The sequence below is a fragment of the Sanguibacter massiliensis genome (assembly GCF_900240335.1).
Taxonomy (GTDB): Bacteria; Actinomycetota; Actinomycetes; order Actinomycetales; family Cellulomonadaceae; genus Flavimobilis; species Flavimobilis massiliensis.
Genome location: NZ_LT964979.1, coordinates 979,251 through 1,006,207 on the forward strand (window position 1 = coordinate 979,251; position 26,957 = coordinate 1,006,207).

29 protein-coding genes are annotated in these 26,957 nt (G+C 71.8%); 5 read left to right on the forward strand and 24 right to left on the reverse strand.

What is annotated here, in order from left to right; all coding sequences use genetic code 11:
- Positions 1-17 precede the first annotated feature (17 nt).
- The 4 genes from C1729_RS04585 to infC all read right to left on the reverse strand — a co-directional run bounded on the left by C1729_RS04585 (position 18) and on the right by infC (position 2,572).
- Positions 18-866, reverse strand: coding sequence for a TrmH family RNA methyltransferase (locus C1729_RS04585; protein ID WP_102508900.1), 849 nt, complete (start codon positions 864-866; stop codon positions 18-20).
- A gap of 47 nt (positions 867-913) precedes the next feature.
- On the reverse strand, positions 914-1,300 hold the full coding sequence (gene rplT, locus C1729_RS04590) for a 50S ribosomal protein L20 (protein WP_102508901.1): 387 nt from the start codon (positions 1,298-1,300) through the stop codon (positions 914-916).
- A gap of 65 nt (positions 1,301-1,365) precedes the next feature.
- Complete coding sequence (gene rpmI / locus C1729_RS04595) at positions 1,366-1,560, reverse strand: 50S ribosomal protein L35 (RefSeq protein WP_102508902.1); 195 nt, start codon at positions 1,558-1,560, stop codon at positions 1,366-1,368.
- A 103-nt stretch (positions 1,561-1,663) separates the two neighbouring features.
- Positions 1,664-2,572 carry a translation initiation factor IF-3 gene (gene infC, locus C1729_RS04600; RefSeq protein ID WP_102508903.1) on the reverse strand — a complete coding sequence of 303 codons (909 nt, stop codon included), beginning with the start codon at positions 2,570-2,572 and terminating at the stop codon, positions 1,664-1,666.
- Between the two features lie 379 nt (positions 2,573-2,951).
- On the opposite strand from infC, the gene C1729_RS04605 reads away from it, so the two are divergent.
- The 3 genes from C1729_RS04605 (at position 2,952) to C1729_RS04615 (ending at position 5,382) form a co-directional block, all read left to right on the forward strand.
- The gene (locus tag C1729_RS04605) at positions 2,952-3,395 is read left to right on the forward strand and encodes a Fur family transcriptional regulator (RefSeq protein WP_102508904.1); all 444 of its coding nucleotides are present in this window, start codon (positions 2,952-2,954) and stop codon (positions 3,393-3,395) included.
- Positions 3,396-3,474: 79 nt separating this feature from the next.
- The gene (locus C1729_RS04610; protein ID WP_102508905.1) at positions 3,475-4,923 is read left to right on the forward strand and encodes a catalase; all 1,449 of its coding nucleotides are present in this window, start codon (positions 3,475-3,477) and stop codon (positions 4,921-4,923) included.
- A 102-nt stretch (positions 4,924-5,025) separates the two neighbouring features.
- Positions 5,026-5,382, forward strand: a complete 357-nt coding sequence (locus C1729_RS04615; protein WP_207204562.1) for a DUF1844 domain-containing protein — start codon at positions 5,026-5,028, stop codon at positions 5,380-5,382.
- 71 nt (positions 5,383-5,453) lie between these two features.
- On the opposite strand, the gene C1729_RS04620 is transcribed toward C1729_RS04615, so the two are convergent.
- From C1729_RS04620 to C1729_RS04645, 6 genes are all read right to left on the reverse strand, one after another.
- Positions 5,454-6,161, reverse strand: a complete 708-nt coding sequence (locus C1729_RS04620; RefSeq protein ID WP_422917653.1) for an SseB family protein — start codon at positions 6,159-6,161, stop codon at positions 5,454-5,456.
- 170 nt (positions 6,162-6,331) lie between these two features.
- A complete protein-coding gene (gene priA / locus C1729_RS04625) occupies positions 6,332-7,063 on the reverse strand; it encodes a bifunctional 1-(5-phosphoribosyl)-5-((5-phosphoribosylamino)methylideneamino)imidazole-4-carboxamide isomerase/phosphoribosylanthranilate isomerase PriA (protein ID WP_102508907.1) in 732 nt (243 codons plus the stop codon).
- 50 nt (positions 7,064-7,113) lie between these two features.
- Positions 7,114-7,761 carry an imidazole glycerol phosphate synthase subunit HisH gene (hisH, locus tag C1729_RS04630; RefSeq protein WP_102508908.1) on the reverse strand — a complete coding sequence of 216 codons (648 nt, stop codon included), beginning with the start codon at positions 7,759-7,761 and terminating at the stop codon, positions 7,114-7,116.
- The gene (locus tag C1729_RS04635) at positions 7,758-8,273 is read right to left on the reverse strand and encodes a hypothetical protein (RefSeq protein ID WP_102508909.1); all 516 of its coding nucleotides are present in this window, start codon (positions 8,271-8,273) and stop codon (positions 7,758-7,760) included. Before C1729_RS04635 ends, hisH begins: the two co-directional genes overlap by 4 nt.
- The gene (gene hisB / locus C1729_RS04640) at positions 8,273-8,881 is read right to left on the reverse strand and encodes an imidazoleglycerol-phosphate dehydratase HisB (RefSeq protein ID WP_102508910.1); all 609 of its coding nucleotides are present in this window, start codon (positions 8,879-8,881) and stop codon (positions 8,273-8,275) included. The genes C1729_RS04635 and hisB overlap by 1 nt, the downstream gene beginning before the upstream one ends.
- Positions 8,878-10,017: a histidinol-phosphate transaminase gene (locus C1729_RS04645; protein WP_102508911.1), complete on the reverse strand. Its 1,140-nt coding sequence runs from the start codon at positions 10,015-10,017 to the stop codon at positions 8,878-8,880. Before C1729_RS04645 ends, hisB begins: the two co-directional genes overlap by 4 nt.
- A gap of 674 nt (positions 10,018-10,691) precedes the next feature.
- Between C1729_RS04645 and C1729_RS04650 the strand changes: the two genes are divergently transcribed.
- Together C1729_RS04650 and C1729_RS04655 are read left to right on the forward strand one after the other, a co-directional pair.
- Positions 10,692-12,944, forward strand: coding sequence for a RecQ family ATP-dependent DNA helicase (locus tag C1729_RS04650; RefSeq protein ID WP_102510519.1), 2,253 nt, complete (start codon positions 10,692-10,694; stop codon positions 12,942-12,944).
- Positions 12,945-13,091: 147 nt separating this feature from the next.
- Positions 13,092-14,027 carry a DUF1697 domain-containing protein gene (locus C1729_RS04655; RefSeq protein WP_102508912.1) on the forward strand — a complete coding sequence of 312 codons (936 nt, stop codon included), beginning with the start codon at positions 13,092-13,094 and terminating at the stop codon, positions 14,025-14,027.
- 6 nt (positions 14,028-14,033) lie between these two features.
- Here the strand turns inward: C1729_RS04655 and C1729_RS04660 are convergent, their stop codons facing one another.
- The 14 genes from C1729_RS04660 to ftsZ all read right to left on the reverse strand — a co-directional run bounded on the left by C1729_RS04660 (position 14,034) and on the right by ftsZ (position 26,934).
- Positions 14,034-14,519, reverse strand: coding sequence for an ASCH domain-containing protein (locus C1729_RS04660; protein WP_102508913.1), 486 nt, complete (start codon positions 14,517-14,519; stop codon positions 14,034-14,036).
- Position 14,520: 1 nt separating this feature from the next.
- Positions 14,521-15,849, reverse strand: coding sequence for a histidinol dehydrogenase (gene hisD, locus C1729_RS04665; protein ID WP_102508914.1), 1,329 nt, complete (start codon positions 15,847-15,849; stop codon positions 14,521-14,523).
- Between the two features lie 230 nt (positions 15,850-16,079).
- The gene (locus C1729_RS04670; RefSeq protein WP_102508915.1) at positions 16,080-16,307 is read right to left on the reverse strand and encodes an RNA-binding S4 domain-containing protein; all 228 of its coding nucleotides are present in this window, start codon (positions 16,305-16,307) and stop codon (positions 16,080-16,082) included.
- A gap of 38 nt (positions 16,308-16,345) precedes the next feature.
- Positions 16,346-16,750 carry a pyridoxamine 5'-phosphate oxidase family protein gene (locus C1729_RS04675; RefSeq protein ID WP_102508916.1) on the reverse strand — a complete coding sequence of 135 codons (405 nt, stop codon included), beginning with the start codon at positions 16,748-16,750 and terminating at the stop codon, positions 16,346-16,348.
- Positions 16,751-16,775: 25 nt separating this feature from the next.
- Positions 16,776-20,327, reverse strand: a complete 3,552-nt coding sequence (gene dnaE / locus C1729_RS04680) for a DNA polymerase III subunit alpha (RefSeq protein WP_102508917.1) — start codon at positions 20,325-20,327, stop codon at positions 16,776-16,778.
- A 71-nt stretch (positions 20,328-20,398) separates the two neighbouring features.
- The gene (locus C1729_RS04685; RefSeq protein WP_242493711.1) at positions 20,399-20,899 is read right to left on the reverse strand and encodes a GNAT family N-acetyltransferase; all 501 of its coding nucleotides are present in this window, start codon (positions 20,897-20,899) and stop codon (positions 20,399-20,401) included.
- Positions 20,896-21,825, reverse strand: a complete 930-nt coding sequence (locus C1729_RS04690) for an RluA family pseudouridine synthase (protein WP_102508918.1) — start codon at positions 21,823-21,825, stop codon at positions 20,896-20,898. The genes C1729_RS04685 and C1729_RS04690 overlap by 4 nt, the downstream gene beginning before the upstream one ends.
- A complete protein-coding gene (gene lspA / locus C1729_RS04695; RefSeq protein WP_102508919.1) occupies positions 21,822-22,472 on the reverse strand; it encodes a signal peptidase II in 651 nt (216 codons plus the stop codon). The genes C1729_RS04690 and lspA overlap by 4 nt, the downstream gene beginning before the upstream one ends.
- Before the next feature lie 48 nt (positions 22,473-22,520).
- A complete protein-coding gene (locus C1729_RS04700) occupies positions 22,521-22,982 on the reverse strand; it encodes a TraR/DksA family transcriptional regulator (protein ID WP_102510521.1) in 462 nt (153 codons plus the stop codon).
- 128 nt (positions 22,983-23,110) lie between these two features.
- Complete coding sequence (locus C1729_RS04705) at positions 23,111-23,764, reverse strand: DivIVA domain-containing protein (RefSeq protein WP_102508920.1); 654 nt, start codon at positions 23,762-23,764, stop codon at positions 23,111-23,113.
- Between the two features lie 108 nt (positions 23,765-23,872).
- Entirely contained in the window at positions 23,873-24,178 is a 306-nt protein-coding gene (locus tag C1729_RS04710) for a YggT family protein (RefSeq protein ID WP_102508921.1), read from the reverse strand.
- 12 nt (positions 24,179-24,190) lie between these two features.
- A complete protein-coding gene (locus C1729_RS04715; RefSeq protein ID WP_102510522.1) occupies positions 24,191-24,670 on the reverse strand; it encodes a cell division protein SepF in 480 nt (159 codons plus the stop codon).
- 124 nt (positions 24,671-24,794) lie between these two features.
- Positions 24,795-25,589 carry a peptidoglycan editing factor PgeF gene (pgeF, locus tag C1729_RS04720; protein WP_102508922.1) on the reverse strand — a complete coding sequence of 265 codons (795 nt, stop codon included), beginning with the start codon at positions 25,587-25,589 and terminating at the stop codon, positions 24,795-24,797.
- Positions 25,590-25,593: 4 nt separating this feature from the next.
- Complete coding sequence (gene ftsZ, locus C1729_RS04725; protein ID WP_102508923.1) at positions 25,594-26,934, reverse strand: cell division protein FtsZ; 1,341 nt, start codon at positions 26,932-26,934, stop codon at positions 25,594-25,596.
- Positions 26,935-26,957 lie beyond the last annotated feature (23 nt).

A 26,957-nucleotide genomic window follows, 5' to 3' on the forward strand; every position in this document is an offset into this window, starting at 1 on the left:
ACGTCCGTCGACCAGACCTACGGTCGTGGCACGGCGCGGTCGCGCTGCGCCCGTGCGCTGCCGTAGAGGCACACGGTGGCAGCCATCGCGAGGTTGAGCGACTCGGCGCGGCCCCGCAGCGGAGCGCGCACCACATGGTCGGCAAGCGCACGCTGCTCGTCCGTGAGACCGCGGGCCTCGTTCCCGAAGACCCACGCGGTCGGGGCCGAGAGGTCCGGGGTGCCCACAGGTGCGGCACCCACGACGTCGAGCAGGTCGTCAAGGTCGTGCTCCCCCGCGCCGTCGGCCGCGAGGACCTGCAACCCCGCGGCACGCAGCCGTGCGACGACCGCCGCGACCTCGCGTGCGTCGTCGCCCGCGACGACGGGGACGTGAAAGAGCGACCCGGCGGTCGACCGCACGACCTTGGGATTGTGGGGGTCCACGCTGCTGCCGGCGAGCACGACACCGTCGCCGCCCGCGGCGTCGACGGCGCGCACGACTGTCCCGGCGTTGCCGGGGTCTCGCGCCTCGACGAGGACCGCGACGAGCCGCGGACCCGCGGCCACGAGCTCGTCGAGCGACGTCGGGCGCGGCTCGAGGACCGCGAGGACGCCCTGCGCGTCGGGGCTCATCGCGTCGAGGACGTCCGGGGTCCCGGTTCGCAGCCAGAGCCCGTCGCACGCCGCGACGATCTCCGGGTAGCGCTCCGCAGCCGCCTCGGTGAGATACACCTCGCGGACAGCCTCGCGCGCGTGGACGACCGCCTCACGGACGCTCTGGGGGCCTTCGACGACGTAGCGTCCGGCCCGGAGACGCGCAGGACGCCCGGACAACGCCCGGATCCCTCGGACCCGCTCGGCGCGGGGGTTGGAGAGATCAGGCATCGTCCGGGCGTCCTTCAGATCAAGGGCTGCTCAGGGAGCAGGTGCTCTCAGGCAGCGTCCTTGGGCGCGTTGATGTCGGCCGGGAGGGCCTTCTTCGCGACCTCAACGAGCGCCTTGAAGGCGTTCGCGTCGGTGACGGCGAGGTCCGCGAGGACGCGACGGTCGACCTCGACACCCGCGGCCTTGAGGCCCTGGATGAAGCGGTTGTACGTCATGTCCTCGGCGCGGACCGCGGCGTTGATGCGCGTGATCCAGAGCTGACGGAAGTCGCCCTTGCGCTTCTTGCGGTCACGGTAGGCGTAGACGCCCGAGTGCGTGACCTGCTCCTTGGCCTTGCGGTACAGGCGCGAGCGCTGACCACGGTAGCCGCTCGCCTGCTCGAGGACGGAACGACGCTTCTTCTGGGCGTTGACTGCCCGCTTCACGCGTGCCACGTGATGCTCCTTGTGGGTAGGGGGCTCACAAGCTCACCTCGGGACGCAGATGCGTCCCACGAGGGTCACTTGCCGAGCAGCTTCTTGATCTTGGGGGTGTCGGCGGCCGAGACGACCTGGTCGGAGCTCAGGCGGCGCGTGCGGCGGCTCGACTTGTGCTCGAGCAGGTGGCGCTTGTTGGCCTGCTCACGCATGACCTTGCCGGAACCGGTGATGCGGAACCGCTTCTTGGCACCGGAGTGCGTCTTGTTCTTCGGCATGGCTGCCGTTCTCCTCGTGGTCGGTCGTCCACCGGGTGATGGACGACGTGGGCGGGACGGGACCGTTCACGCTGGTCGTCGCCCCTGCGTCAGGGCGTGCGGGTCACTCGCTCTTCTTCGGCCGCGGAGCGGCCGGCTTCGGAGCAGGCTTGGGGGCGGCGGGGCGCGCTGCCGGCTTCGGCGTCGCGACCGGCTTGGGTGCGGGCTTCGGCGTTGCGGCAGGCTTGGGCGCGGCCGCAGGCTTCACGGCGGCGGGCTCCGGCGTCGCGGCTGGCTTGGGCGCGGCTGCGGGCCTGGCGGCCGCTGCCTTCGGGGCCGTGGCGGGCTTCGGCGTCGCTGTGGGGGCAGGGGCGGCGACCGGGGCTGCAGCCTCGGGAGCCGCGACCGGCGCCGCAACGGCTTCGGCCACGGGCGCCTCGGCGACGTCCTCGAGAGGAACGTCGACGACGTCCCGCTCGGGGCGCGGCTCGCGGCGACGGCGGACCTCGCCCTTGACCTCGGACTTCTTCTTCGTCGGGCCGAGGACCATCGTCATGTTGCGACCGTCCTGCTTCGGCATCGACTCGACGAAGCCGAGCTCGGCGACGTCGTCGGCCAGACGCTGGAGCAGGCGCACGCCCATCTCCGGGCGCGACTGCTCGCGGCCTCGGAACATGATCATGACCTTGACCTTGTCGCCCGCGGACAGGAAGCGCTCGACGTGGCCCTTCTTGGTGCCGTAGTCGTGGGGGTCGATCTTCAGGCGGAAGCGGATCTCCTTGAGGACGGTGTTGGCCTGGTTGCGCCGGGCCTCACGCGCCTTCATGTCTGCCTCGTACTTGAACTTCCCGTAGTCCATGAGCTTGCACACGGGGGGACGCGCGTCGGGCGCGACCTCGACGAGGTCGAGGTCTGCCTCCTGGGCAAGGCGCAGGGCGTCCTCCACGCGGACGATGCCCACCTGCTCGCCCTGGGGGCCGACCAGGCGGACCTCGGGGACGCGGATCCGCTCGTTGATGCGGGGCTCGCTGATGTGAGTCTCCTCAGATCGTCAAACTGTCGGGTCCGGGAACGGAGAAGGCCTCCGACCCGGGATGCAGGTGGAGGCCTCACAGTCCGACGGCACGCACGACGAGCGCACATACCCGCCCGAGGGCGAATGTCGGACCAGACCTGTCTCCTGTCGGCACGAGGCCAGTCGGTGATCAGGTGGGAGGGAGCTCCGCTTGCGCGCCATGAGGATCTGCGATCTTCACGGCGGTCCAGCAGGAAACGATAGCACAGGCACGAGGCCCCCCTAGAACGACCGGACGTGCGTCGCGTCACCCCGAGCGACATGGCGTAGCACGAGGGACGGTCTGTAACGAACCCATTATTGGACTGGTTCCAGAAAGTGTGCAACACTGCAGGTCATGGCCATCGAGCAGGACGTCCCGAGCACGCAGGACGACGAGGCGCTGCTGCGCTCCGTCGGCCTCCGCGTCACAGCGCCCCGCCTCGCGACGCTCGCCGCGCTCACCGCGCGGCCCCACGCGAGCGCCGACCAGCTCGTCGCCGACGTCCGCGCACGGCTCGGCAGCGTCTCCGTCCAGGCCGTCTACGACGTCCTCCACGCGCTCAACTCGCGCGGGCTCGTCCAGCACATCGAGCCCGCCGGACACCCGGCACGGTACGAGCGTCGCCACGGCGACAACCACCACCACGTCGTGTGCCGCACGTGCGGCGCCGTTGGGGACGTCGACTGCGCGACCGGCCACGCCCCCTGCCTCATTCCCTCGAACGACCACGGCTTCACGATCGACACCGCCGAGGTCCTCTACTGGGGCACCTGTCCGTCATGCCGCACCGCCGGCTGACATCCACCCGCGGCGGGCCCGCACCCGTCACCCACCACCGCCGCGCACCGCGGCTCAGCACCACGCACGAGGAGAACCTGTGACCCAGCAGTTCACCACCAGCCAGAGCGGCGCCCCGATCCCGAGCGAGCAGCACTCGCTCACGACGGGCCCGGACGGCATCACCGCGCTCCACGACCACCACCTCGTCGAGAAGATCGCGTCGTTCAACCGCGAGCGCGTCCCGGAGCGCAACCCCCACGCCAAGGGCGGCGGCGCCTTCGGCCGCTTCGTCGTCACCGACGACGTCTCGCGCTTCACGAAGGCCGCGGTGTTCCAGCCGGGCTCCGAGGTCGAGACTCTCCTGCGCTTTTCCTCCGTGGCGGGCGAGCAGGGCTCCCCCGACACGTGGCGCGACGTCCGCGGCTTCGCGCTGCGCTTCTACACGCCCGAGGGCAACTACGACATCGTCGGCAACAACACGCCGGTGTTCTTCATCCGCGACGCCATCAAGTTCCCCGACTTCATCCACTCCCAGAAGCGCCTCGGCGCGTCGGGACTGCGCGACGCGGACATGCAGTGGGACTTCTGGACCCTCTCGCCCGAGTCCGCCCACCAGGTGACGTACCTCATGGGCGACCGCGGCCTGCCGCGCTCGTGGCGCCACATGAACGGCTACGGCTCGCACACCTACTCGTGGCAGAACGGCGAGGGCGAGAAGTTCTGGGTCCAGTACCACTTCAAGTCGCGCCAGGGTGTCGAGGGCATGTCGAACGAGGAGGCCGAGAAGCTCGCCGGCTCCGACGCCGACCACTACCGCCGCGACCTCTTCGAGGCCATCGCCCGCGAGGAGTACCCGGTGTGGGACCTCTTCGTCCAGGTCATGCCGTACGAGGAGGGTAAGACCTACCGCTTCAACCCGTTCGACATCACGAAGACCTGGTCGCACGCTGACTACCCGCTCATCAAGGTCGGCGAGCTCACGCTCGACCGCAACCCGCAGAACTTCTTCGGGGAGATCGAGCAGGCCGCGTTCTCGCCGTCGAACCTCGTCCCCGGCATCGGGCTCTCCCCCGACAAGATGCTCATGGGCCGCGTCTTCGCCTACCCGGACGCTCAGCGCTACCGTATCGGCGCGAACTACAACCAGCTCCCCGTCAACCAGCCACACGCGGCCACGGTCGTCAACTACCAGCACGAGGGGCAGATGCGGTACCACTACGCCGACGCCTCGATGCCGGTCCACGGCACGAACTCCTTCGGCGGCCCGGCGGCCGACGCGTCCCGCGCCGGCGAGGTCACGTGGGAGACGGACGGCGAGCTCGTGCGCGCCGCCCAGACGCTCCGCTCGGAGGACTCCGACTTCGGCCAGGCCGGCACGCTCTACCGCGACGTCTTCGACGCCGAGGCCAAGGCGCGCTTCGTCGCGACCCTCACCGGCCAGGGCCGTGGTATCACGATCCCCGAGGTCCGCGAGCGCTTCTTCTGGTACTGGGGTCAGGTCGACGCCGACCTCGGTGCGCAGCTCCGCGCCGCGCTCGAGGGCTGACGCCAGCCGCACACCGCCCCGTCCCCGGTCCGTCCGGGGGCGGGGCGGTCCGCGTCCCGGCCCCGTGCGGTCCGTACGGCGAGCATGCAGGATGATGGACCTATGAGCACCGAGCACACGCACGACGACGACGTCACCCATCAGGCCGTCCGCGACATCGCCGAGGTCAACGCGGTCGAGGTCATCACGACCGCCGCTGTCCACCTCATGAGCGCGGCCGCGGTCAAGCTCGGCCTCGCCGAGGGCGAGGAGCACCTCACCGACCTCGACGAGGCACGCAAGCTCATCACCGCGCTCGCCGGTCTCGTCGTGACGTCGGCACCCGACATCGGCAACCAGCACGCGCGCTCGCTGCGCGACGGGCTGCGCACCCTCCAGCTCGCGTTCCGTGAGGCGAGCATCATCCCCGACGCCCCCGGCGAGGGCCCCGGCGAGAAGCTCACGGGCCACGTCTCCTGACGTTCCGCACCACTGACGGTACGACGCCTCCCACCGCTCAGCGGTGGGAGGCGTCGTCGTCCGCGGCGGCCTCAGGCCTTGCCGATACGGATCTCGAGCGAGTCGACACGCTCGGAGATCACCGAGCTCGCGGCAAGTGCCTTGTTGATCCACGCGAGCACGCGGTCAAGACCCGCACGGTCGAGACCCGCGTCGATGCCGAGGACCACCGCGACCTCCGCGGTGCGTCCCGGCTCCGCGTCGGCCCGCACGACGTGCTGCGCCGGCAGGCACGCGGCCCGCACCGCCTCACGCACCTCGTCGTCGACCGTGCCGTCGACGACAGCAGGACGCCACGGCTTGCCCTGCGCGAGCGCCCACACCGCGGGCCTCGGCACGAGGACGGTCACCGGACCGCCGGGGTCGACGACGAGCAGCGCCCAGTCCTCCTGGACGGCGGAGAGCGCCGCGCGGTTCGCGAAGCCCGGCACGGGACGGGCGTCGGCGCGCCACGCCGTCATCGTCGCGACCGACGAGAACACGGGCAGGGCACGTCGACCGTCGGGGGCCTGGAGTGCGACGACACCGGCCGAGGCCTCCTTGTCCTCCTCGACGCCGTGCTCGGACGTGACGCCCGCCTCGAGCTCTGCGAGGACCGGCACGAGCACTCGTGCCGCGCCGAGCGCCGCGACGACCGCCTGCATCGTCTGCGACGACGGCGACGCGCCGTGCGCGTCGAGGGCCGCACCGAGCGCCGGGTCGACGGAGCCGTCGTCGCCCGCGAACGGGTTCGCGCGCAGCTCGCGGCCGCCCCACGGGACGCCCGCGGAGTCCGACGGGCCGTCGGCCCCGTCGCGCACCGACGCGACCTGCTCGGGGACCGCCCGCTGGTGACCGTGAGCGTCGAGGTCGCGGACGACACCGTCGCCGAGCGGCCTCTCGGCGCGCACTGGGCCCTCGTGGCCCGTGGTCACGGCCGACCTGCCACGTCGAGCGCCTCCGGCAACGTGAACGCTCCGTCGTAGAGGGCCTTGCCGACGATCGCCTGGTCGACGCCCGCGGGGACGAGCTCGCGCAGCGCGCGCAGGTCGTCGAGGCTCGAGATGCCGCCCGACGCGACGACGGGCGCGGCCGCGCGTCGCGCAACCTCGGCGAGCAGCTCGACGTTGGGCCCCTGGAGCATGCCGTCCTTCGTGACGTCCGTGACGACGTAGCGCGAGCAGCCGGCCGCGTCGAGCCGAGCGAGCACCTCCCAGAGGTCGCCGCCGTCCTCCGTCCAGCCGCGCGTCGCGACCGTCGTGCCACGGACGTCGAGGCCGACCGCGACTCGGTCGCCGTGCTCGCCGAGCACGCGCGCCGTCCACTCGGGCTTCTCGATCGCGGCAGTGCCAAGGTTGACGCGCGCCGCGCCCGTCCCGAGCGCGCGCTCGAGCGATTCGTCGTCGCGGATACCGCCCGTGAGCTCGACCTGGATGTCGAGACGCCCGACGACCTCGCGCAGCAGGTCGGCGTTCGAGCCGCGCCCGAACGCCGCGTCGAGATCGACGAGATGCAGCCACTCCGCGCCCCCGGCCTGCCACTCGAGCGCTGCCTCGAGCGGGCTGCCGTAGCTCTTCTCCGTCCCGGCAACCCCCTGCGTGAGGCGGACGGCCTGACCGTCGACGACGTCGACGGCGGGCAGGAGGACGAGGCGGTCAGACATGGGTGCTCCGTGGGTCGAGGGTGCGGCGGGGCCGCGGGTCGTGGCGGGGCTCAGCGCAGGGTTCCGAGCCAGTTGGTGAGGAGCTGGGCGCCGGCGTCGCCCGACTTCTCGGGGTGGAACTGCGTCGCGGTGAGCGGGCCGTTCTCGACGGCCGCGACGAAGCGGCCACCGTGGTCGGCCCACGTGACGAGCGGCGGCGCGAAGACGGTGTCCGCGGGCTCGTCCGTGCCGAGCGTGAACGTCTGCGCCGCGTAGGAGTGGACGAAGTAGAAGCGCTCGTCGGCGATGCCCTCGAAGAGCCGCGAGCCCGCGGGCGCGTCGACCGTGTTCCATCCCATGTGTGGGACGACGGGTGCCGCGAGCCGCTCGACGACGCCCGGCCACTGGCCGAGGCCCTCGGTGCTCACGCCGTGCTCGACGCCCTCGTCGAACATCACCTGGAGGCCCACGCAGATGCCGAGGACGGGCAGCCCGCCAGCAAGACGACGCTCGACGATCCAGTCGCCACGCACTCCGCGCAGACCCGTCATGACAGCTGCGTACGCGCCGACGCCCGGCACGACGAGCCCGTCCGCGGCCATCGCTGTCTCGCGGTCCGAGGTGAGCTCGACCTGCGCGCCGACACGCTCGAGGGCGCGCACGGCCGAGCGCACGTTGCCGAAGCCGTAGTCGAGGACGACGACGGAGGGAGCGCTCACCGCTCCTTCCGCATCTTCTTCGCGATCTTCTTGAGGGCTCGCACCGCCCCGAGGCGGGACATCGCGGTCGAGTCCGCGACGCCCGCGAGGTCAGCGACCGTCTTCTCGCCGAGAATGAGGTCCTCGAGGTCCTGGGGCGCCGAGTCGAGGAGGAGGCCCGCGGGGATGTCCGCACCGCGCTCGCCGCCCTCATAGCGGGTCGCGCTCAGCTGCGATCCAGCACGTGTGACGAGGACGACCTCGGAGCCCGTGAGGAGCGCGGAGACGGCAGCGGCCGCCTCGGCGGGAGCCGTGCCCGCACGCTCGCGGAGCACCGCGATCGCACCGATCCTGCTCGCGACGACGTCCGCGGCGACCTGCGCGAGAGCGCACACCGCGACGAGCGGCTCCGAGCCCGCGACCTGCGTGAGCAGGAGCGCGAGCGTCGGCTCCGTCCCGCCGCCGACCGCGTCGAGGCCCGAGAGGTCGTCCGGGATCTCGAACGAGAGGTCGTCAGGGAGGTCGTCGGACATCAGAGCGCGCCCTTCGTCGACGGGATGCCGTCGACGCGCGGGTCGAGCGCGACCGCCGCGCGGAGCGCGCGGGCGAGCGCCTTGAACTGCGCCTCGACGATGTGGTGCGGGTCGCGGCCCGAGAGCAGCGACACGTGGAGGCAGATGTTCGCGTGGTGCGCGATCGACTCGAGGACGTGGCGCGTGAGCGAACCCGTGAAGTGCCCCCCGATGAGGTGGTACTCCTGGCCCGCCGGCTCACCGTCGTGGACGAGGTAGGGACGGCCCGAGACGTCGACGACCGCGCGCGCGAGCGCCTCATCGAGCGGGACGAGCGCATCGCCGAAGCGTGCGATGCCACGCTTGTCGCCGAGCGCGACCTTGAGCGCCTCGCCGAGGCAGATCGCGACGTCCTCAACCGTGTGGTGCGCGTCGATGTGCGTGTCGCCCTCGGCGCGGACCGTGAGGTCGATGAGCGAGTGCTTGCCGAGCGCGGTGAGCATGTGGTCGTAGAACGGCACGCCCGTCGAGATCTCGGTGCGTCCCGTGCCGTCGAGGTCGATCTCGACGAGGACGCTCGACTCCGACGTCGTGCGCTCGATGCGCGCCGTGCGCCTGGTTGCGGTCACAGTCCTGCTACCTCCACGAGGGCGTCCTTGAACGCCGTCATCTCCTCGCGCGTGCCGATCGACACGCGCAGCCACCCCTCCGGGCCAGTCTCCCGGATGAGCACACCCCGATCCAGCAGGCCCTGCCACACGGCGTGCCTGTCGGGGAACGTCCCGAAGAGGACGAAGTTCGAGTCCGACTCCGCGACGTCGAGCGGACGTCCGTCGACAGTCTGCTCGCGGAGCCACGCGACCGTCGCGTCACGCTCCTCGCGGAGCTCGGCCACCTTGCCGAGCAGCGACGGCGCGTGCGCGAGCGCGGCCCGCGCGACGGCCTGGGTCACCGCGGAGAGGTGGTATGGAAGCCTGACGACGCGCAGCGCGTCGACGATCGCGGTCCGTGCCGCGAGGTAGCCGAGGCGTGCGCCCGCGAGCGCGAACGCCTTCGACATGGTGCGGCTCACGGCGAGGTTGGGGTACTCCGCGAGAAGCTCGAGCGCGCTCGGCACGCCGGCGCGCCGGAACTCCGCGTAGGCCTCGTCGACGACGACGACCGCCGGCGCCCCGTCGACGTCGACCTCGAGCGCGGCGTCGAGCACCGCACGGACCGTCGCGAGCGGCAGCGCCGTGCCCGTCGGGTTGTTGGGGCTCGTGAGGATGATGACCGACGGCTGCTCGGCCCGGACGACCTCGACCGCGTGCGCCGGGTCGAGCGTGAAGTCGGTTTCGCGACGGCCGACGATGTAGCGCGAGTGCGTGTCACGCGCGTACTCGGGGTACATCGAGTAGGTCGGCGCGAACGAGACGACCGTGCGTCCCGGCCCCGCGAATGCCTGCAGGACGTGGAGCATGACCTCGTTCGAGCCGTTCGCGGCCCACAGCTGCTCCGCGGCGAGGCTCACGCCCGACTCGGCGCCGAGGTACGCGGCGAGGTCGCTGCGCAGGCCGAGGAAGTCACGGTCCGGGTAGCGGTTGAGGCCCGACGCGGCCTCGGCGACAGCCTCCGCGATGCTCGCGACGACCTCGGGAGCCGGTGCGTACGGGTTCTCGTTGACGTTGAGGAGGACCGGGACGTCAAGCTGCGGGGCGCCGTAGGGCACCTCGTCGGCAAGCTCGGGGCGGATCGGCAGCCTCAGGGCGCGGTTGGGGGTCGTCACCCCGTGATCCTAGGACGCAGAGGTGGGACGACGGGACGTGATTCCACGCTCTGGGCCGCCCGCGGCGCACCGCGGGCGACGGCTGGCGCGGCGAGGCCTGACCACAGCGGCCTCGCGCAGCGGGGCGTCCACCGGGAGGGGTCGCAGGTCCGCGCATGTCGGTGACGGTCCGTAGGCTGGGAACCATGTCCGACGACCCGCAGCTTCCCGACGGCGCACCCCACGATCCCTCGCCCACACGGGACGACGGCACGCCCGAGCCCCCGCGGGGGACGCCCGGCCGTTGGGGCGTCGAGCCCGACTGGTCGCTCCTCGAGGGCAAGCCGCGTCGGCACGTCGAGGACACGGGCCCCGGCTGGGGCGCGAGCTCGCTCGACGCCCGGACGCTCGCCGACCGTGCGGGAACCGACGAGCCGTCGTGGTCGGCGGGCTCGACGCTCGCGCCCGACCCGGTGGTGCCGGCGGCAGTCGCCCCCGCCGTGACGCCGGCGGTCGTGAGTCCTGCGCCCGAGGCCGAGCAGGTCCTTCCTCACCCGGCACCCCCCGCTGCCGACGGCGACCCTGACGCCGCGGCGTGGGACGACGACGGCATCCCGTTCGCGGAGCCCCCGGCCGACTGGGACGAGATGCCCCCTCCGCCCGAGGACGCATGGGCCGCCCCCACGNCTACTGTGATGTTTCAGCTACGACCAGGCCCCCCCACGAGACCCCACCGAGGGGCGTCGTCGGCAGCGCCAGAGGTGTATAGGAGCCAGCAGGTGCAGCCTGCAGCACCGCGCGAGCGGCGCGCGAGCCTCGACGGCGCCGTCGGCCGCGACGCCGCCGAGACCGTCCTGCGCAGGCTCGTTGGCCGCGACGACGCACGCCTGCGCGAGGACCAGTGGACCGCGATCGAGGCGCTCGTCGCGCACCAGCGGCGTGTCCTCGTCGTCCAGCGCACCGGGTGGGGCAAGTCCGCCGTCTACTTCGTCGCGACCGCGCTCCTGCGCGAGGCGGGCGAGGGCCCGACCGTCATCGTCTCGCCGCTCCTCGCGCTCATGCGCGACCAGGTCGCGGCGGCCGAGCGTGCGGGCATCCGCGCGGTGACGATCAACTCCTCGAACGTCACCGAGTGGGACGACATCCACGAGCAGATTGCGGCGGGCGAGGTCGACGTCCTCCTGTGCTCTCCCGAGCGGCTCAACAACCCCGACTTCCGCGACACCGTGCTCCCCCGCCTCGCGGCGGACGCGGGCCTCGTCGTCGTCGACGAGGCGCACTGCATCTCCGACTGGGGTCACGACTTCCGGCCTGACTACCGGCGCATCCGCGACCTCGTCGCGAACCTCCCCGCAGGCATCCCCGTGCTCGCGACGACCGCGACCGCGAACGAGCGCGTCACGCACGACGTCGCCGAGCAGCTCGCTGTCCACGCGAGCGCGCCCGAGGGTGAGGACGTCCTCGTGCTGCGCGGCGCGCTCGACCGCGCCTCACTCCACCTCGCCGTCCTGCCCGTCACCGACCAGCCGACGCGCGTCGCCTGGCTCACCGACTCGCTGCGTGCGCTGCCGGGCTCGGGCATCGTCTACTGCCTCACCGTCTCGGCGGCCGAGCAGGTCGCCGAGCAGCTGCGCGCCGCAGGCCACGAGGTCCGCGCCTACACCGGCCGCACCGACACCGCCGAGCGCGAGCAGCTCGAGGCAGACCTCAAGGCCGACCGCGTCAAGGCGCTCGTCGCGACGAGCGCGCTCGGCATGGGCTTCGACAAGCCCGACCTCGGTTTCGTCATCCACCTCGGCGCGCCGAGCTCACCCATCGCGTACTACCAGCAGGTGGGACGCGCCGGGCGTGGCGTCGACCGCGCAACCGTCGTCCTCGTCCCGGGCGAGGAGGACCAGCGGATCTGGGAGTACTTCGGCTCGCTCGCCTTCCCGTCCGAGCAGCAGGTCCGCACGGTCATCGACACGCTCGCGCAGAACGGCACGATGTCGCTGCCGCAGCTCGAGACGCACGTCGACCTCAAGCGCGCACGGCTCGAGACGATGCTCAAGGTCCTCGACGTCGACGGCGCGGTCAAGCGCGTCCGTGGCGGATGGACCTCGACCGGCGAGCCGTGGGCGTACGACGCCGAGCGCTACCGGCGCGTCGACGAGGCCCGGCTGCGCGAGCAGCGCGCGATGCTCGACTACCAGCGCACCGACGGCTGCCGCATGGCGTTCCTTCGCGCCCAGCTCGACGACCCTGAGCTCGAGGCCGGCTGGCGCTGCGGCCGGTGCGACCGCTGCGGCACCGTGACGCTCCCCCCGCTGCCCGACCGCGCTGCGATCACGACGGCCCGCGAGCGCATGGACCGTCCCGGCATCGAGATCTCGGCCCGGCGCCAGTGGCCGAGCGGCATGGCGAACCTCGGCATCGAGCTGGCCGGGCGCCTGCCCGCCGACGAGCTCGCCGAGCCCGGACGCGCCGTCGCGCGCCTCGACGGCCTCGGCTGGTCGGCTCCCCTGCGTGAGCTCTTCGCGCCGACGACCGTCGACGGCGAGGTGCCGCGCGCGCTGCGCACGGCCGCCGCGCGGGCGCTCGACGAGTGGCCCGCGGCCCGCACGATCGACGGCATCGTCCTCGTGGCGTCCGCGACCCGGCCCCAGCTCGTCAGCCACCTCGCGCACGGTCTCGGCCGGTACCTCGGCAAGCCCGTCGTCGGCGAGATCGCACCCGCGCCCGGGACTCCTGCCGGACGGCACGACGTCAACTCGGCGCTCCGGCTCGCGAGTGTCGTCCAGCGGCTCCAGCCGCGCCTCAGCGAGGCTGCCCTCGCGGGCCTGCCCGGTCGGTCCGTGCTCCTCGTCGACGACTTCACGGAGTCCGGCTGGACGCTCACGGTCGCCGCGCGCATGCTCCGCCAGGTCGGGGCGGCATCGGTCCTGCCGTTCGTCCTCGCCCAGGCCTGACGTCGCGCGCGGACGTCGCGCGTCCGCGCGGGCTGCCGGCTCTCCGAGCTCACCGGCGGCCCGCGCAGCGTGCGCGGTCGTCCGCGCCACGGGCTTTCTCACGGCCTGCCCCGTGCTCCGCCCGTGCGTGCGCGCTACCGTCGGACCATGCCAGCACCCAAACTCGCCGCCGACGATGTCCGCCTCGCCGCGCTGCTGCGCGGCGTCAACGTCGGAGGCCGCAACATCCCGATGTACGAGCTGCGCGACGCCGTCGGGACCCTCGACGTCCGCAACGTCCGCACGGTCCTCGCGAGCGGGAACGTCCTGCTCGACGCGTCCGCGCAGACACCCGTCACCACGACCCGCGCACGGCTCGAGTCAACGATCGGTGAGCGCTTCGGCTACGAGGCGCTCGTCGCACTCGTACCGCTCACACTCGTCGGCGAGCTCGTCGCCGGTGCGCCCTGGCCCGACGACGCCCTGTGGCACACATACGTCGCGTTCTCGACGACGCCCGGTCTGCTGCGCGACGCGACGACCGCGACCGAGGAGAAGGTCACGGCCGACGCAGCTGCGGCCGATGCCGCTGGTGCGGCCGAAGCACCGCAAGCGTCGACCGATGACACACCGACCGTCAACGCCCCTGCCGCGGACACTGTCTCTAGCGCGTCCGCCGACGCTCCTTCGTCCGCCAACACCTCAGCCGACGACGCACCTGCGGGCACCCGACTCGCGGAGGTCCGCGCCCGCGCCGCGACCCGCAGGACGCTCTCCGAGCAGCTCGCCGCGAACGAGGAGGCGGCCGCACGCGTCACCGAGCTGCGCGAGCGCACCGGACGCACCGAGGTGTGCTCGGTCGTCGCCGCGAGCTTCCTCGTCGGCGGGGCCGAGCGCGACGCCGAGCGCGGCGACCTCGTCGAGAGCTGGCAGCACCCGGACGCGGCCCTCGCGGCCCGAATTGCCGAGGTCGGCCTCGACGCGCTGTGGTGGCGCTGCCCGCGCGGCTCGTCGCTCACGACCCCGCTCGCCCGCACGCTCGCCCGCGCGCGCTTCTCGGCGACGACCACCCGGAACGTGCGGACTCTGCGCCGCCTGTCCTGAGGTAGCTCAGGCGTCGGCGACCTCGGGTGGCCAGACGACCGTGAACCGCTCGGCGAGCACGACGCTGCTCCCGTCGAACGCGACCCCGGTGCGTGCGCTCACGCGCTCCCAGTAGGCGCGGTGACCCGCGCGCCACGCCACGAGGGAACCGTCGTCCTCGCCCTCGGCCCGTGCGAAGTCCTCGTCGACGGCGTCGAAGCGGACCGCGTCGACCGAGGTGGTCCTCAGGACGCAACGGGGGGCGCCCGCGCCGTCGCACATCACCCAGTGGTCCCCCACCGCCGGAGGCGCCTCGTCCGCGAGCTCGAGCTCGGCCACGAGGGTCGCCGTCGCGCGCTTGCGGCCCGCGAGCACGAGTGCGATGAGCTCGTCGGCGAGCGCCGGCCCGTCGCCGAACGCCTCGACACCGACGGGCAGCGTGCCTGCGGGCACTGCGCCGGCCGCGACGTACGCGTCCCACATCGCGCGGGCAGCGACGTCGTCGACGACCATCTCAGCGACCGAAGCGTGCGGTGATCGCCTCGCCGTGGGCCGGGAGGTCCTCGGCGTTCGCGAACGTGACGATCTGGCCCGCGATCTGCTCGAGGGCGTCGCGCGAGTACTCGACGACCTGGACGGCCCGCACGAACGAGTGGACGCCGAGCCCGCTCGAGTAGTGCGCGCACCCGCCCGTCGGCAGGACGTGGTTGGAGCCGGCCATGTAGTCGCCGAGCGGCACGGGCGAGTAGGCGCCGACGAAGATCGCGCCCGCGCTCGTCACACGGTCCGCGAGCGCGGCGGCGTCCGCCGTCTGGATCTCGAGGTGCTCGGCGCCGTACGCGTTGACGACCGCGAGGCCCGCCTCGAGGTCGTCGACGAGGACCGTCGCGGACTGGGGCCCGGCGAGCGCGGTCGCGACACGCTCGGTGTGCTTCGTCGCGGCAGCACGCCGGGCGAGCGCCGCGTCGACCGCGTCCGCGAGCGCAACCGAGTCGGTGACGAGCACCGAGGCCGCCATGGGGTCGTGCTCGGCCTGACTGAGGAGGTCCGCAGCGACGTGCTCGGCGTCCGCGGTCTCGTCGGCGAGCACAGCGATCTCGGTGGGCCCGGCCTCCGCGTCGATGCCGACGACCCCGCGCACGAGGCGCTTGGCGGCGGCGACGAAGACGTTGCCGGGCCCCGTGATGACGTCGACGGGCTCGGCGAGGACGTCGCCGTCCTGGGGCTCGGAGCCCACGGCACCGTAGGCGAACATCGCGACGGCCTGCGCGCCGCCGACCGCGTAGACCTCGTCGACGCCGAGGAGTGCGCACGCCGCAAGGATCGTCGCGTTCGGCAGCCCCTGCTCGTCCGCCTGCGGCGGGCTCGCGATCGCGAGCGACGCGACGCCTGCCTCCTGGGCCGCGACGACGTTCATGATGACGGACGACGGGTAGACAGCGAGCCCGCCGGGCACGTAGAGCCCGACGCGCTGCACGGGGATCCACCGCTGCCGCACCGTCGCGCCCGGGGCGACGGACACCGTGAAGTCGGCGGGACGCTGCGCCGCGTGGACGGCGCGCACGCGCGTGATGGTCTCCTCGAGCGCGGCGCGCAGACCAGGCTCGAGGCCCTCGAGCGCGGCGGTGATGACGTCGGTCGGGACCCGCAGGTGCTCGGGGCGCACGTGGTCGAACTTCTCGGCATAGTCGCGCAGCGCCGCGGCGCCGCGTGCGCGGACGTCCTCGACGACGGGGGCGACAAGCCGGCTCGCGTCCTCGACGCCCACCTCGGGGCGCGGGAGGACAGCGGAGAGCTCACGGGCGGACAGGGAGCGACCACGCAGGTCCAGACGGTTGATCACTCTCCGAGGGTAGCGGCGGCAGTGCGCAGCACGCAGGGAATTATCGCTGGGCGGACGCCCGCCCGGCGACGGTGCGGCGTCCGTCGACGCCGTGCGCCGTGAGGATCGCGCAATCGCATCGACGCTTTCCTGCATCTGCTCGGGAGCCGGAGTGCGGAACCACGTCACGGCTCCGACAGAGTTGCAGTCCGCGTAGAAGTCCGGGTTCGGCAGGTGCTCCTCGAACCACTTCAGCCGTCGTGCACGACGCGCGCCGCGCGGCGTCCGCCTGGGTGCGACACGACGACGACGTCGCCGGGGACGAGCTGGCGGCCGCGGCGCGTGTCGACCTCGCCGTTGACGGTGACCTCCCCGTCCGTGACGAGGTCGCGCGCCTCGGCGCCGGACTCGGCAAGGTCGGCGAGCTTGAGAAACTGGCCCAGGCGGATGGACTCGTCGCGGATCGTCACGTCGTGCATGACGCCATTCTCGCAGGCGTCGGCCCTGGCCGAGCGCGTCAGCGGGTCATGTAGCCCGAGCCGAGCACGCGGTCGGGCCTGACGTGGAGGACGACGCGCTCGGGCTTGGGCTCGAGCGGTCGGTACCGCACGGCGTAGCGACGCACGGCCTCGGCGACGTCGTCGGGGTCGTCCGAGACGGTCGCCGTGCCCTCGAACGTCAGCCAGCGGCCTCCGTCGACCTGGCACACGGCGACGCGCGCCCCGCCGCTGGCTGCGCCCGTGACGACGTTGCGTGCCTTAACGCTCGTCCGCTCCGTCGTGATGCGGACGAGCTGTGCGTCGGCGTCCCACGTGAACGCGACGGGCACGACATGCGGCGTGCCGTCGGCACGCAGCGTCGTAAGCGTGGCGAGGTGACGTTCGGTGACGAACACGGTCTGCTCAGGGGTGAGGGGACGCACGGGACGCTCCTGGGTCGAGACAGGGTCAGCCGAGGCAGCTGGGGCCGAAGAGGACCTTGAGGTCCCCGAAGAGCGCGGGCGTCCGGTCGACACGGAAGCGGTCGGCCGCACGCAGGAGCGTCGACCGTCCAGGACGCGTCACCCGGATGTGGACCTCGGAGGACCCCGGGTGCGCCCGCAGGATGTCGCGGAGTTTCTCGATGTCGCCCTGCGTGCATCGCGACTCGGGCACGATGACACGCACGGGGGCCTCGGGCCCAGCCGAGAGGTCGGGCAACGAGAGCTCCATCGCCTGGAGCGACATCGACTCGTCGCGCCGCCTCACGCGTCCGCGCAGGACGACGATCTGATCCTCCGCGAGCACCGTCGAGTACGCGGTGTACGTCTCGCCGAAGAACATCACCTCGATCGACCCCTCAAGGTCCTCGATCGTCACGGCCGCCCACGGGTTGCCGTTCTTTGACATCTTGCGCTGCAAGCTCGTGATGAGCCCCGCAATGACCACGGTCGAGCCGTCGGGCCGCGCCTCGTCCGCGAGGAGGTTCGCGACCGACGTCTCCGCGGCACGCTCGAGCACGTGCTCGAGACCCGACAGGGGGTGGTCGGAGACGTAGAGGCCGAGCATGTCCCGCTCGAACGCGAGCAGTTGCTTCTTGTCCCAGTCCGGCAGGTCCGGTACCTCGACGGAGAAGCCGACCGCGTCGTCCTCCTCACCGCCGAAGCCAGCGAAGAGGTCGAACTGGCCCTCGGCCTCCTTGCGCTTGACGCCGATGACGGCGTCGACCGCCTGCTCGTGCACCATGACGAGCGCGCGGCGCGTGTGCCCGAGCGAGTCGAAGGCCCCGCCCTTGATGAGCGACTCGATGGTCCGCTTGTTGCAGACGACCGCCGGCACCTTGTCGAGGAAGTCGGTGAACGACGTGAAGTCGCCCTTCTCCTCGCGCGTGCGGACGATCGCGTCGACGACGTTCGCGCCGACGTTGCGGATCGCGGTGAGGCCGAAGCGGATGTCCGGGCCGACGGCCGTGAAGTTCGCGGCCGACGAGTTGACGTCGGGCGGCAGCACCGTGATGCCCATGCGGCGGCACTCGCCGAGGTAGAGCGCGGACTTGTCCTTGTCGTCCTTGACGGACGTGAGAAGGCCCGCCATGTACTCGCCCGGGTAGTGCGCCTTGAGGTACGCGGTCCAGTACGAGACGAGCCCGTAGGCCGCGGTGTGCGCCTTGTTGAAGGCGTAGTCGGCGAAGGACTCGAGGACGTTCCACAGCGCGTGCTGCGCGTCCTTCGTGTAACCGTGCTTCGTCATGCCCTCGAAGAAGTCGGCCTGCTGCTTGTCGAGCTCGGACTTCTTCTTCTTGCCCATCGCGCGACGCAGGACGTCGGCCTGTCCGAGCGAGAAGCCTGCGACCTTCTGGGCCGCGGCCATCACCTGCTCCTGGTAGACGATGAGGCCGTACGTCCCGCCGAGGATCTCGCTGAGCGGCTCCTCGAGCTCAGGGTGGATCGGCGTGATCTCCTGGAGCCCGTTCTTGCGCAGCGCGTAGTTCGTGTGCGAGTTCACGCCCATGGGGCCGGGGCGGTAGAGCGCGAGGACGGCCGAGATGTCCTCGAAGTTGTCGGGCTTCATGAGTCGCAGCAGCGAGCGCATGGGGCCGCCGTCGAGCTGGAAGACGCCGAGAGTGTCGCCGCGTGCGAGCAGCTCGTAGCTGCCGACGTCGTCGAGCGGGAGATCCTCGAGGACGAGCGGCTCCTTGCCGTTCATGACGATGTTCTCGAGCGCGTCGTCGAGGATCGTGAGGTTGCGCAGCCCGAGGAAGTCCATCTTGATGAGGCCGAGGCCCTCGGACGTCGGGTAGTCGAACTGCGTGATGATCGCGCCGTCCTGGGGGCGACGCATGATGGGGATGATGTCGATGAGCGGGTGGTTCGACATGATGACGCCCGCGGCATGGACGCCCCACTGGCGCTTGAGGCCCTCGATGCCGCGGGCGAGCTCGACGACACGCTGCGCGTCGGGGTCGGCGTCGTGGAGCGCCCGGAACTCGGAGGCCTCCGCGTAGCGCTTGTGCTGGGGGTCGAAGATCCCCGAGAGCGGGATGTCCTTGCCCATGACGGCGGGCGGCATGGCCTTCGTGAGTTTCTCGCCCATCGCGAAGGGGAAGCCGAGCAAGCGCGAGGAGTCCTTGAGCGCCTGCTTCGCCTTGATCGTGCCGTACGTGACGATCTGCGCGACGTGGTCCTCGCCGTACTTCTCGGTGACGTACCTGATGACCTCGCCGCGCCGACGCTCGTCAAAGTCGACGTCGAAGTCGGGCATCGAGACACGCTCGGGATTGAGGAAGCGCTCAAAGATGAGGCCGTGCTCGAGCGGGTCGAGGTCCGTGATCCGCATCGCGTACGCCGCCATCGAACCGGCGCCCGAGCCACGACCCGGTCCGACGCGGATGCCCTGGGACTTCGCCCAGTTGATGAAGTCCGCGACGACGAGGAAGTACCCCGGGAAGCCCATCTGGACGATGACGTCGGTCTCGTACTTCGCCTGCGCCCGCGACGCCTCGGGGACGCCGCCCGGGTAACGGGCGGCGAGCCCGGTCTCGACCTCCTTGATGAACCACGAGGTCTCGTCCTCCCCCGCCGGGACGGGGAAGTTCGGCATGTAGTTGGCGTTCGTGTCGAAGGACACCTCGCACTGCTCGGCGACGAGCAGCGTGTTGTCGCACGCCTCGGGATAGTCCTTGAAGAGCCGGCGCATCTCGGCGGCCGTCTTCACGTAGTAGCCCGTGCCCTGGAACGCGAAACGGTTGCCGCCCTGCTCGTACGTCGGCTCGGTGAGCGCCGAGCCCGAGTTGATCGCGAGCAGCGCCTCCTGGCTCGCCGCGTCCTCCTCGCGCACGTAGTGGAGGTCGTTCGTCGCGAGCAGCGGGGCCCCGATCGCCTTGGAGAGCTCGATGAGCTGGGAGTAGACACGCGTCTCGATGTCGAGCCCGTGGTCCATGAGCTCGACGTAGAAGAACTCCTTGCCGAAGATATCCTGGAGCTCGCCCGCGACCCGCACGGCCTCGTCGTACTGACCGAGGCGCAGGCGCGTCTGGACCTCTCCCGACGGGCAGCCGGTCGACGCGATCATGCCGCCCGAGTAGCGCTCGAGCAGGTCGCGGTCCATGCGCGGCCACTTGCCCATCTGGCCCTCAAGAGACGCGTACGACGACGCCCGGAAGAGGTTGTGGAGGCCCTCGTTGTTGCGCGCCCACATCGTCATGTGCGTGTACGCGCCGCGTGCCGAGACGTCGTCGGACTCCTGGCCCTGCTCACCGAAGCGCACGCGCGTCTGGTCGAAGCGGCTCGTCCCCGGGGTGACGTACGCCTCGACGCCGAGGATTGGCTTGATGCCCGCGCGCGTCGCCTGCTGCCAGAAGTCGAAGGCCCCGAAGAGGTAGCCGTGGTCGGTCGTCGCGATGGCCTTCTGCTCCTGCCGTGCGACCTCCTCCATGAGGTCCCCGACGCGCGCCGCACCGTCGAGCATCGAGTACTCCGTGTGGACGTGAAGGTGGACGAAGTCCTCAGCAGTGCTCGGCATGCCCCCGAGTCTAGGCCGAGCAACGGACGTCCCGGGCCGCGCGCGGCACGACGCCACGACCTCGTCCGGCCTCAGCGCACGAGGTCGACGAACGCGTCCTTGTGCTCGATCCCCGCGTCAAGGTAGAAGTCCCCGACGACTGTGTAACCGAGCGACTCGTAGAAGCCGAAGGCCTGCCGCTGCGCCGAGAGAACCGATCGCACGCGCCCGTCGACCGCGTGGTCGTCGAGCGCGACGGCGTGCGCCGCACGCATGAGCACGCGGCCGACGCCCGCGCCGCGCGCGACCGCGCGCACCGCGACCCGCCCGACGTGAACCTCCCCCGGGTGCTCCGGGTCCGCGAGGACCCGTGCCGTGCCGAGCACCTCGCCGTCCGTGCCGAGCGCAAGCAGGTGCGTCGTCGTCGGGGCATCGTCGAGCGCGTCGATCTCCTCGGCGAGAGGAACCTTCTGCTCGTCGACGAAGACCTCGAGCCGCACCGCGAGGCAGTCCCCGCGCCGGGTCCCGTCGTCGAGCCGCACGACCGTGACGCTGCCCTCGACGAGGACGGGGCTCGTGCCGTCCGCGCTCACCGGTAGCCCTCGGCGACGACCTCGAGCGCGTGCGCGAGGTCCGCGGGGTACTCTGACGTCACCTCGACCCAGCGCCCGTCCGACGGGTGCGCGACCCCGAGCCGCATCGCGTGCAACCACTGGCGCGTCAGCCCCGTGCGCTCCGCGAGCCGCGGGTCCGCGCCGTACATCGGGTCACCAACGCACGGGTGACGCAGCGCCGAGAAGTGCACGCGGATCTGGTGCGTGCGGCCCGTCTCGAGGTGCACCTCGACGAGGCTCGCCGACGGGAACATCTCGAGCACCTCGTAGTGCGTCACCGACGGCTTGCCGTCGGCGACGACCGCGAACTTCCTGTCCGACGACGGGTGCCGACCGATCGGCGCGTCGATCGTCCCGACCGAGGGGTCGGGGTAGCCCTGGACGAGCGCGTGGTAGACCTTCTCGACCGTGCGCTCCTTGAACGCGCGCTTGAGGACGGTGTACGCGTGCTCGCTCTTCGCGACGACCATGAGTCCACTCGTGCCCGCGTCGAGGCGGTGGACGATGCCCTGGCGCTCGGCGGCGCCCGACGTCGAGATCCGGTAGCCGGCCGCGGCGAGCGCGCCGACGACCGTCGGCCCCGTCCAGCCGGGCGACGGGTGAGCCGCGACGCCGACGGGCTTGTCGATGACGACGACGTCGTCGTCGTCGTACCGGATGATCATGCCGGGAACCGGCTCCGGCGGCGCCGCCACCGTCGCGTTCGGGTCCGGGAGCTCGACCTCGAGGCACGAGCCGGGCGTGAGCCGGTCGGACTTGCCGACGGTCCGGCCGTCGAGCTGGACGCCCCCGGACTCGGCGATCTCCGCCGCCCGCGAGCGTGAGAGACCGAGCAGGCGCGCGAGTCCCGCGTCGACGCGCTCCCCCGCGAGGCCATCGGGGACAGGCAGGGTGCGCGAGGTCACGGCTGCGCGCCCTTGTCGGTCGCGGTCCCAGTCGCGTCCTCACGTCCGGGAGCCACATCCCCGCCGGCAACGCCGTCCGGCGCGTCGCCGGACACGGCACCGGCGGGCTCCTCGTCGCCGAACGGCACGCCGCGGAACGACAGCCAGACGACGACGACCGCGGCGCCGACGATCGCGATGTCGGCGACGTTCCCAACGAAGAATCCCGCGTAGTTGATGAAGTCAACGACGTGACCGTGCCCGAAGCTCGGCTCGCGGAGGAGCCGGTCGACGAGGTTGCCGACGGCACCGCCGAGGATGAGCGCGAGCGCGAACGCCCACGGGCGGGACGTGATGCGGCGCGACCCGACGACGATGACGACCGTGACGCCCACCGCGAGGAGCGTGAGCACCCACGTGAAGCCCTCGCCCATCGACAGGGCAGCGCCGGGGTTGAAGACGAGCTTCCAGCCGAGGAACTCCGCGAGGAACCAGTCGGTGGCGGCTCCCGGCTCGAGCCGTGCGAGCGCTAGCTCCTTCGTCGCCTGATCGATCCCGACGACGACGAGCGCGCCGAGGAGGATCGGCCACAGCAGACGGCGTGGGCGGGCGGGTGCCGCAGCACCCTCGGGCGTCATGGCCCCGGAGGGCGTCGTGTCGTCAGTCATGGCCGGACCAGTCTGCCACGGTCGCGGCCGTGCCCTGCGTGCCGCCGGTCAGCGCCGCTCGGCGAGCTGCTTGCAGCGGACGCACATCGCGGCGCGCGGGAACGCCTCGAGGCGCGCCTTGCCGATCGGGCCGCCGCACACCTCGCACGTGCCGTACGTGCCGTCCGCGATGCGCGCGAGCGCGCTGCGGTTCTGCTCGAGCAGATCCCGGGTGTTGTTGACGAGGGTGAGCTCCTGCTCCCGCTCGAGCGCGCTCGAGCCCGAGTCCGCCTGGTCGTCGCCCGCACCCTCACCCGAGTTGCGGAGCAGCTCCGTGAGATCCGCGTCAGCGGCCTCGAGCTCGATCTCGAGACGCTCCGACTCGGCGATGAGGCCGAGGGCAAGCGCCTTGACCTCCTTGGTCGTCCACGGGTCCTCGCCCTCGCGCACCTGGAGATGCTTGACGTCCTTCGCGAGCCGCGGGAAGCGCTCGGCGAAGGTGGGGGCGGGCGTAGCGTCCTGGATCGACATCGGCGAGCCTCTCTTCACGGCGGAAATGCTGAGGATAGACGTCGTGATCGGGACGGACAACTGCGCAGGAGTGCTGCAGCGTCCGTCCCGACCACGACGGGGATGCCCGCTCAGGCAGGCGGGGGCCGTCAGATGGAGCGGCCGGAGTCCTTGTCGCCGCCCGGCATGACCGCGCCACGGTTGTTGAGGTCCCCGAGAAGGTTCTCGAGGTAGCTCTGCAGACGCATGCGGTAGTCACGCTCGAACTGGCGGAGCTCGTCGATCTTCCGCTCGAGGAGACCACGCTCCTGCTCGAGCTGGCCGAGCGTACGCGCGGAGGTCTCCTGCGCCTCGCGGACGATGCGCTCGCCCTCGGTGCGCGCCTCGGTGACGAGCCGGTCGCCCTCCTCCTGACCGGAGCGGACGTAGTCGTCGTGGAGCTTCTGCGCGAGCTGGAGCATGCCCGTGGCTGACTCGGGCTCCGAGAGACGGGCGGGAGCCACCGGGGCAGGCGCGCGCTCGGGCTCGGGCGCCGGGGCCGGGGCCGGCTCAGGCGTGGGGGCCGGTGCCGGCGCAGCGGCAGCCGCCGCGGCCTGCGCAGCGTTCTGACGGGTGAGCTCGGCGACGCGGCGCTCCGCAGCGGCGAGCTTGCTCTTGAGGTCGCCGTTCTCGCCCTCGTACGCACGGAGCGTGTTGAGCACCTCGTCGAGGAAGTCGTCCACCTCGACGATGTCGTAGCCCTCGCGGAACTTCGTCGCCGTGAACTTCTTGTTCAGGATGTCGTCCGTGGTCAGCAGTTCCATCGGGTCACCTCTGTTGCAGTCGTTGCGGATCCTGACGGACCTGACGTCAGGTACGCCGAGGATCACGCTAGCGGAAAAAAGCGGGTCGGTCGTCATCGACCCCGTCGGTCAGGCTGCTCTCATCATGGACTGGATCATGGCCAGCACGTTCATGAGGAACGAGCAGGCAAGGAACAGGACGATGAACGACAGGTCGATCTGGACCCGACCCAGGCGCAGCGGCGGGATGAAGCGTCGCAGGAGCTTGAGCGGGGGGTCCGTGAGGGTGAAGACGAGCTCGCACAGAACGAGCACGGCGCCTCGAGGACGCCAGTCGCGCGCGAAGACCTGGATCCAGTCGATGATGACGCGCCCCAGGAGGACGAGAAGGTAGAGCCAGAGGACGAGCGTGAGGAGCGTCAGGACGAGATCCACGGAGGCGACGGCTCAGCTCTGGTTGAAGATGCCGGCGCGAGCGTTCTCGCCGCGGTCCTCGCCCGCGATCTCCACGTTCTCGGGAGAGAGGAGGAAGACCTTGTTCGTCACGCGCTCGATCGAGCCGCGGAGCCCGAAGATCAGCCCGGCCGAGAAGTCGACGAGACGCTTGGCGTCCGAATCGTCCATGTCGGAGAGGTTGATGATGACGGGCGTACCGGCACGGAACGCCTCACCGATCTGCCGGGCGTCGTTGTACGAGCGCGGGTGGACCGTCGTGATGCGTCGCAGCTCGGGCGCCGGCGCGACCGGCTGCACACCGCGGCTGATGGGGGTCACCTGCGCGTGCGTCTCGCTCACGGTCTCCACCTCGGGCTCGAAGTCCTGGTAGTCCTCGACGTACTCGTCGTGGTACTCCTCGGCATACTCCTGGCCGCCGCGGTCGTCCGCGAGGCCCAGGTACAGCATCGTCTTGCGCAGCGCTCCGGCCATCGCCATGCTCCTCCGTCGTCGTCCAGTGCACCCATGAGGGTGGATCCACGCTAACCGTCGCCCGCCGACGGATCTTGCAGCGACACGCCCGACGCGCTGGGTACACGCACCCGCTCGAGCAGTGTCACCGTGACACGTGTGCGAGGTGGACGACACCCGCGAGGCGGCCGGTCGTGCCGGGCCCCTCGTCCGCGGTCGCCCGCCGGTGCGAGAAGAGCGACGGGTCCTCGATCGTGCAGCGGGCGTCCCGCGCGACGTGCCCGACCCCGAGGGCGCGCAGGCGCGCGTCGACGGCTCCGGGCAGGTCGAGCGCCGCCGTCCCCCACGATGTCGTCGAGGAGGCCCCAGGCGCGCGTGCCGCGACCTCGTCGCGCATCGCGACGGGGACCTCGTAGCAGCGTCCGCACGCGCTCGGGCCGACGACCGCGCGCACGTCCGCCGTGGACGCGCCGAGCGTCCGCATCGCGGCGAGCACCGCGCCGACGACGTCGAGCTCGACGCCGCGCCGACCGGCGTGCGCGACGCCGACGACACGGGCGACGGGGTCCGCGAGGAGGACAGGGACGCAGTCGGCGACGAGGACAGCGAGCGCGAGGCCCGGCACGGTCGTCACGAGCCCGTCGGCCTCACCGACGGAGTCGAGGGTCGCCGCGGCCGGGTCGCCAACGTCGATGACGTCGGCGCCGTGCACCTGCGTCGCGTAGACGACCGGGACGCCGAGCGCCTCGGCGAGGAGCGCGCGGTTCGCGCGCACCCGTCCGGCGTCGTCGCCCACGTTGAGACCGAGGTCAAGGCCGGGGCCGTCGGGCGCGGCCCACGGGGCGGGCGAGAGACCTCCTGAGGACTCGGTGAGGACGCCGCGGACCCCGGCACCGAGCGCAAACTCGGTGAGCCGGGGTCCGCGTGGCGATCCGTTCACCGTGTCACTTGAGGAAGTCGGGGATGTCGAGGTCGTCGTGGCGACGCCTCGGTGCCTCCTCCTCGAAGACACGCGGGACCTCGAGCTGTCCGGTGGCCTGCGGCCCGTCGGCGTCGCCGAGGAACGCGGGCACCTGCTCGCCGGGTCCCGTCGTCGCGTAGGGCGAGGCGGGCCGGACGGGCTGCGGTGCGACCGGCTCGACGGGCTGCGGCTGGACGGCGCGCTGCCATGACGGGCGCTCGGCGTCGTCCTCGATCGGGAGGATCGGACGCACCTGCGAGTGCGCACCCGTCTGCGCCGAGGGCTCGCGGCGCACGGGAGCCACCGGGGCCTCGGCCGGGCGTCCGGCCGCGGGCTCGACCTGACCGAGCCCGCGTCCGTCCTTGCGCGGGAGCGGCGCACCGCCGTCGAAGCCGGCGGCGATGACGGTGACGCGCACCTCGTCGCCGAGGGCGTCATCGATGACGGTACCGAAGATGATGTTCGCCTCGGGGTGGGCGGCCTCGTGGACGAGGCGTGCGGCCTCGTTGATCTCCTGGAGCCCAAGGTCGGAGCCACCCTGGATCGAGATGAGCACGCCGTGCGCGCCGTCGATCGAGGCTTCGAGGAGCGGGGAGGAGATCGCGAGCTCGGCGGCCTGGACGGCGCGGTCCTCGCCGCGGGCGGAGCCGATGCCCATGAGCGCGGAGCCTGCGCCCTGCATGACGGACTTCACGTCGGCGAAGTCGAGGTTGATGAGGCCCGGGGTCGTGATGAGGTCGGTGATGCCCTGGACGCCCGAAAGCAGCACCTGGTCGGCCTGGTGGAACGCGCTGAGCGCGGAGACCGAGCGGTCCGCCATCGAGAGCAGCCGGTCGTTGGGGATGACGATGAGGGTGTCGACCTCATTGCGCAGCGCCTCGATGCCGGCCTCGGCCTGGTTGGCGCGCCGACGGCCCTCGAACGAGAACGGTCGCGTGACGACCCCGACGGTGAGCGCACCGAGCGAACGGGCGATGCGGGCGACGACGGGCGCGCCGCCCGTGCCGGTGCCGCCGCCCTCGCCTGCGGTGACGAAAACCATGTCGGCGCCGCGCAGGACGTCCTCGATCTCCTCCGCGTGGTCCTCGGCGGCCTTCTTGCCGACCTCGGGGTCGGCGCCCGCGCCAAGGCCACGGGTGAGCTCGCGGCCGACGTCGAGCTTGACGTCGGCGTCCGACATGAGGAGCGCCTGCGCGTCGGTGTTGATCGCGATGAACTCGACGCCCTTGAGCTCGACCTCGATCATGCGGTTGACGGCGTTGACGCCACCGCCACCGATGCCCACCACCTTGATGACGGCCAGGTAGTTCTGCGGTGTTGCCACGGGAGGTGCCTCTCGGTCGGTCG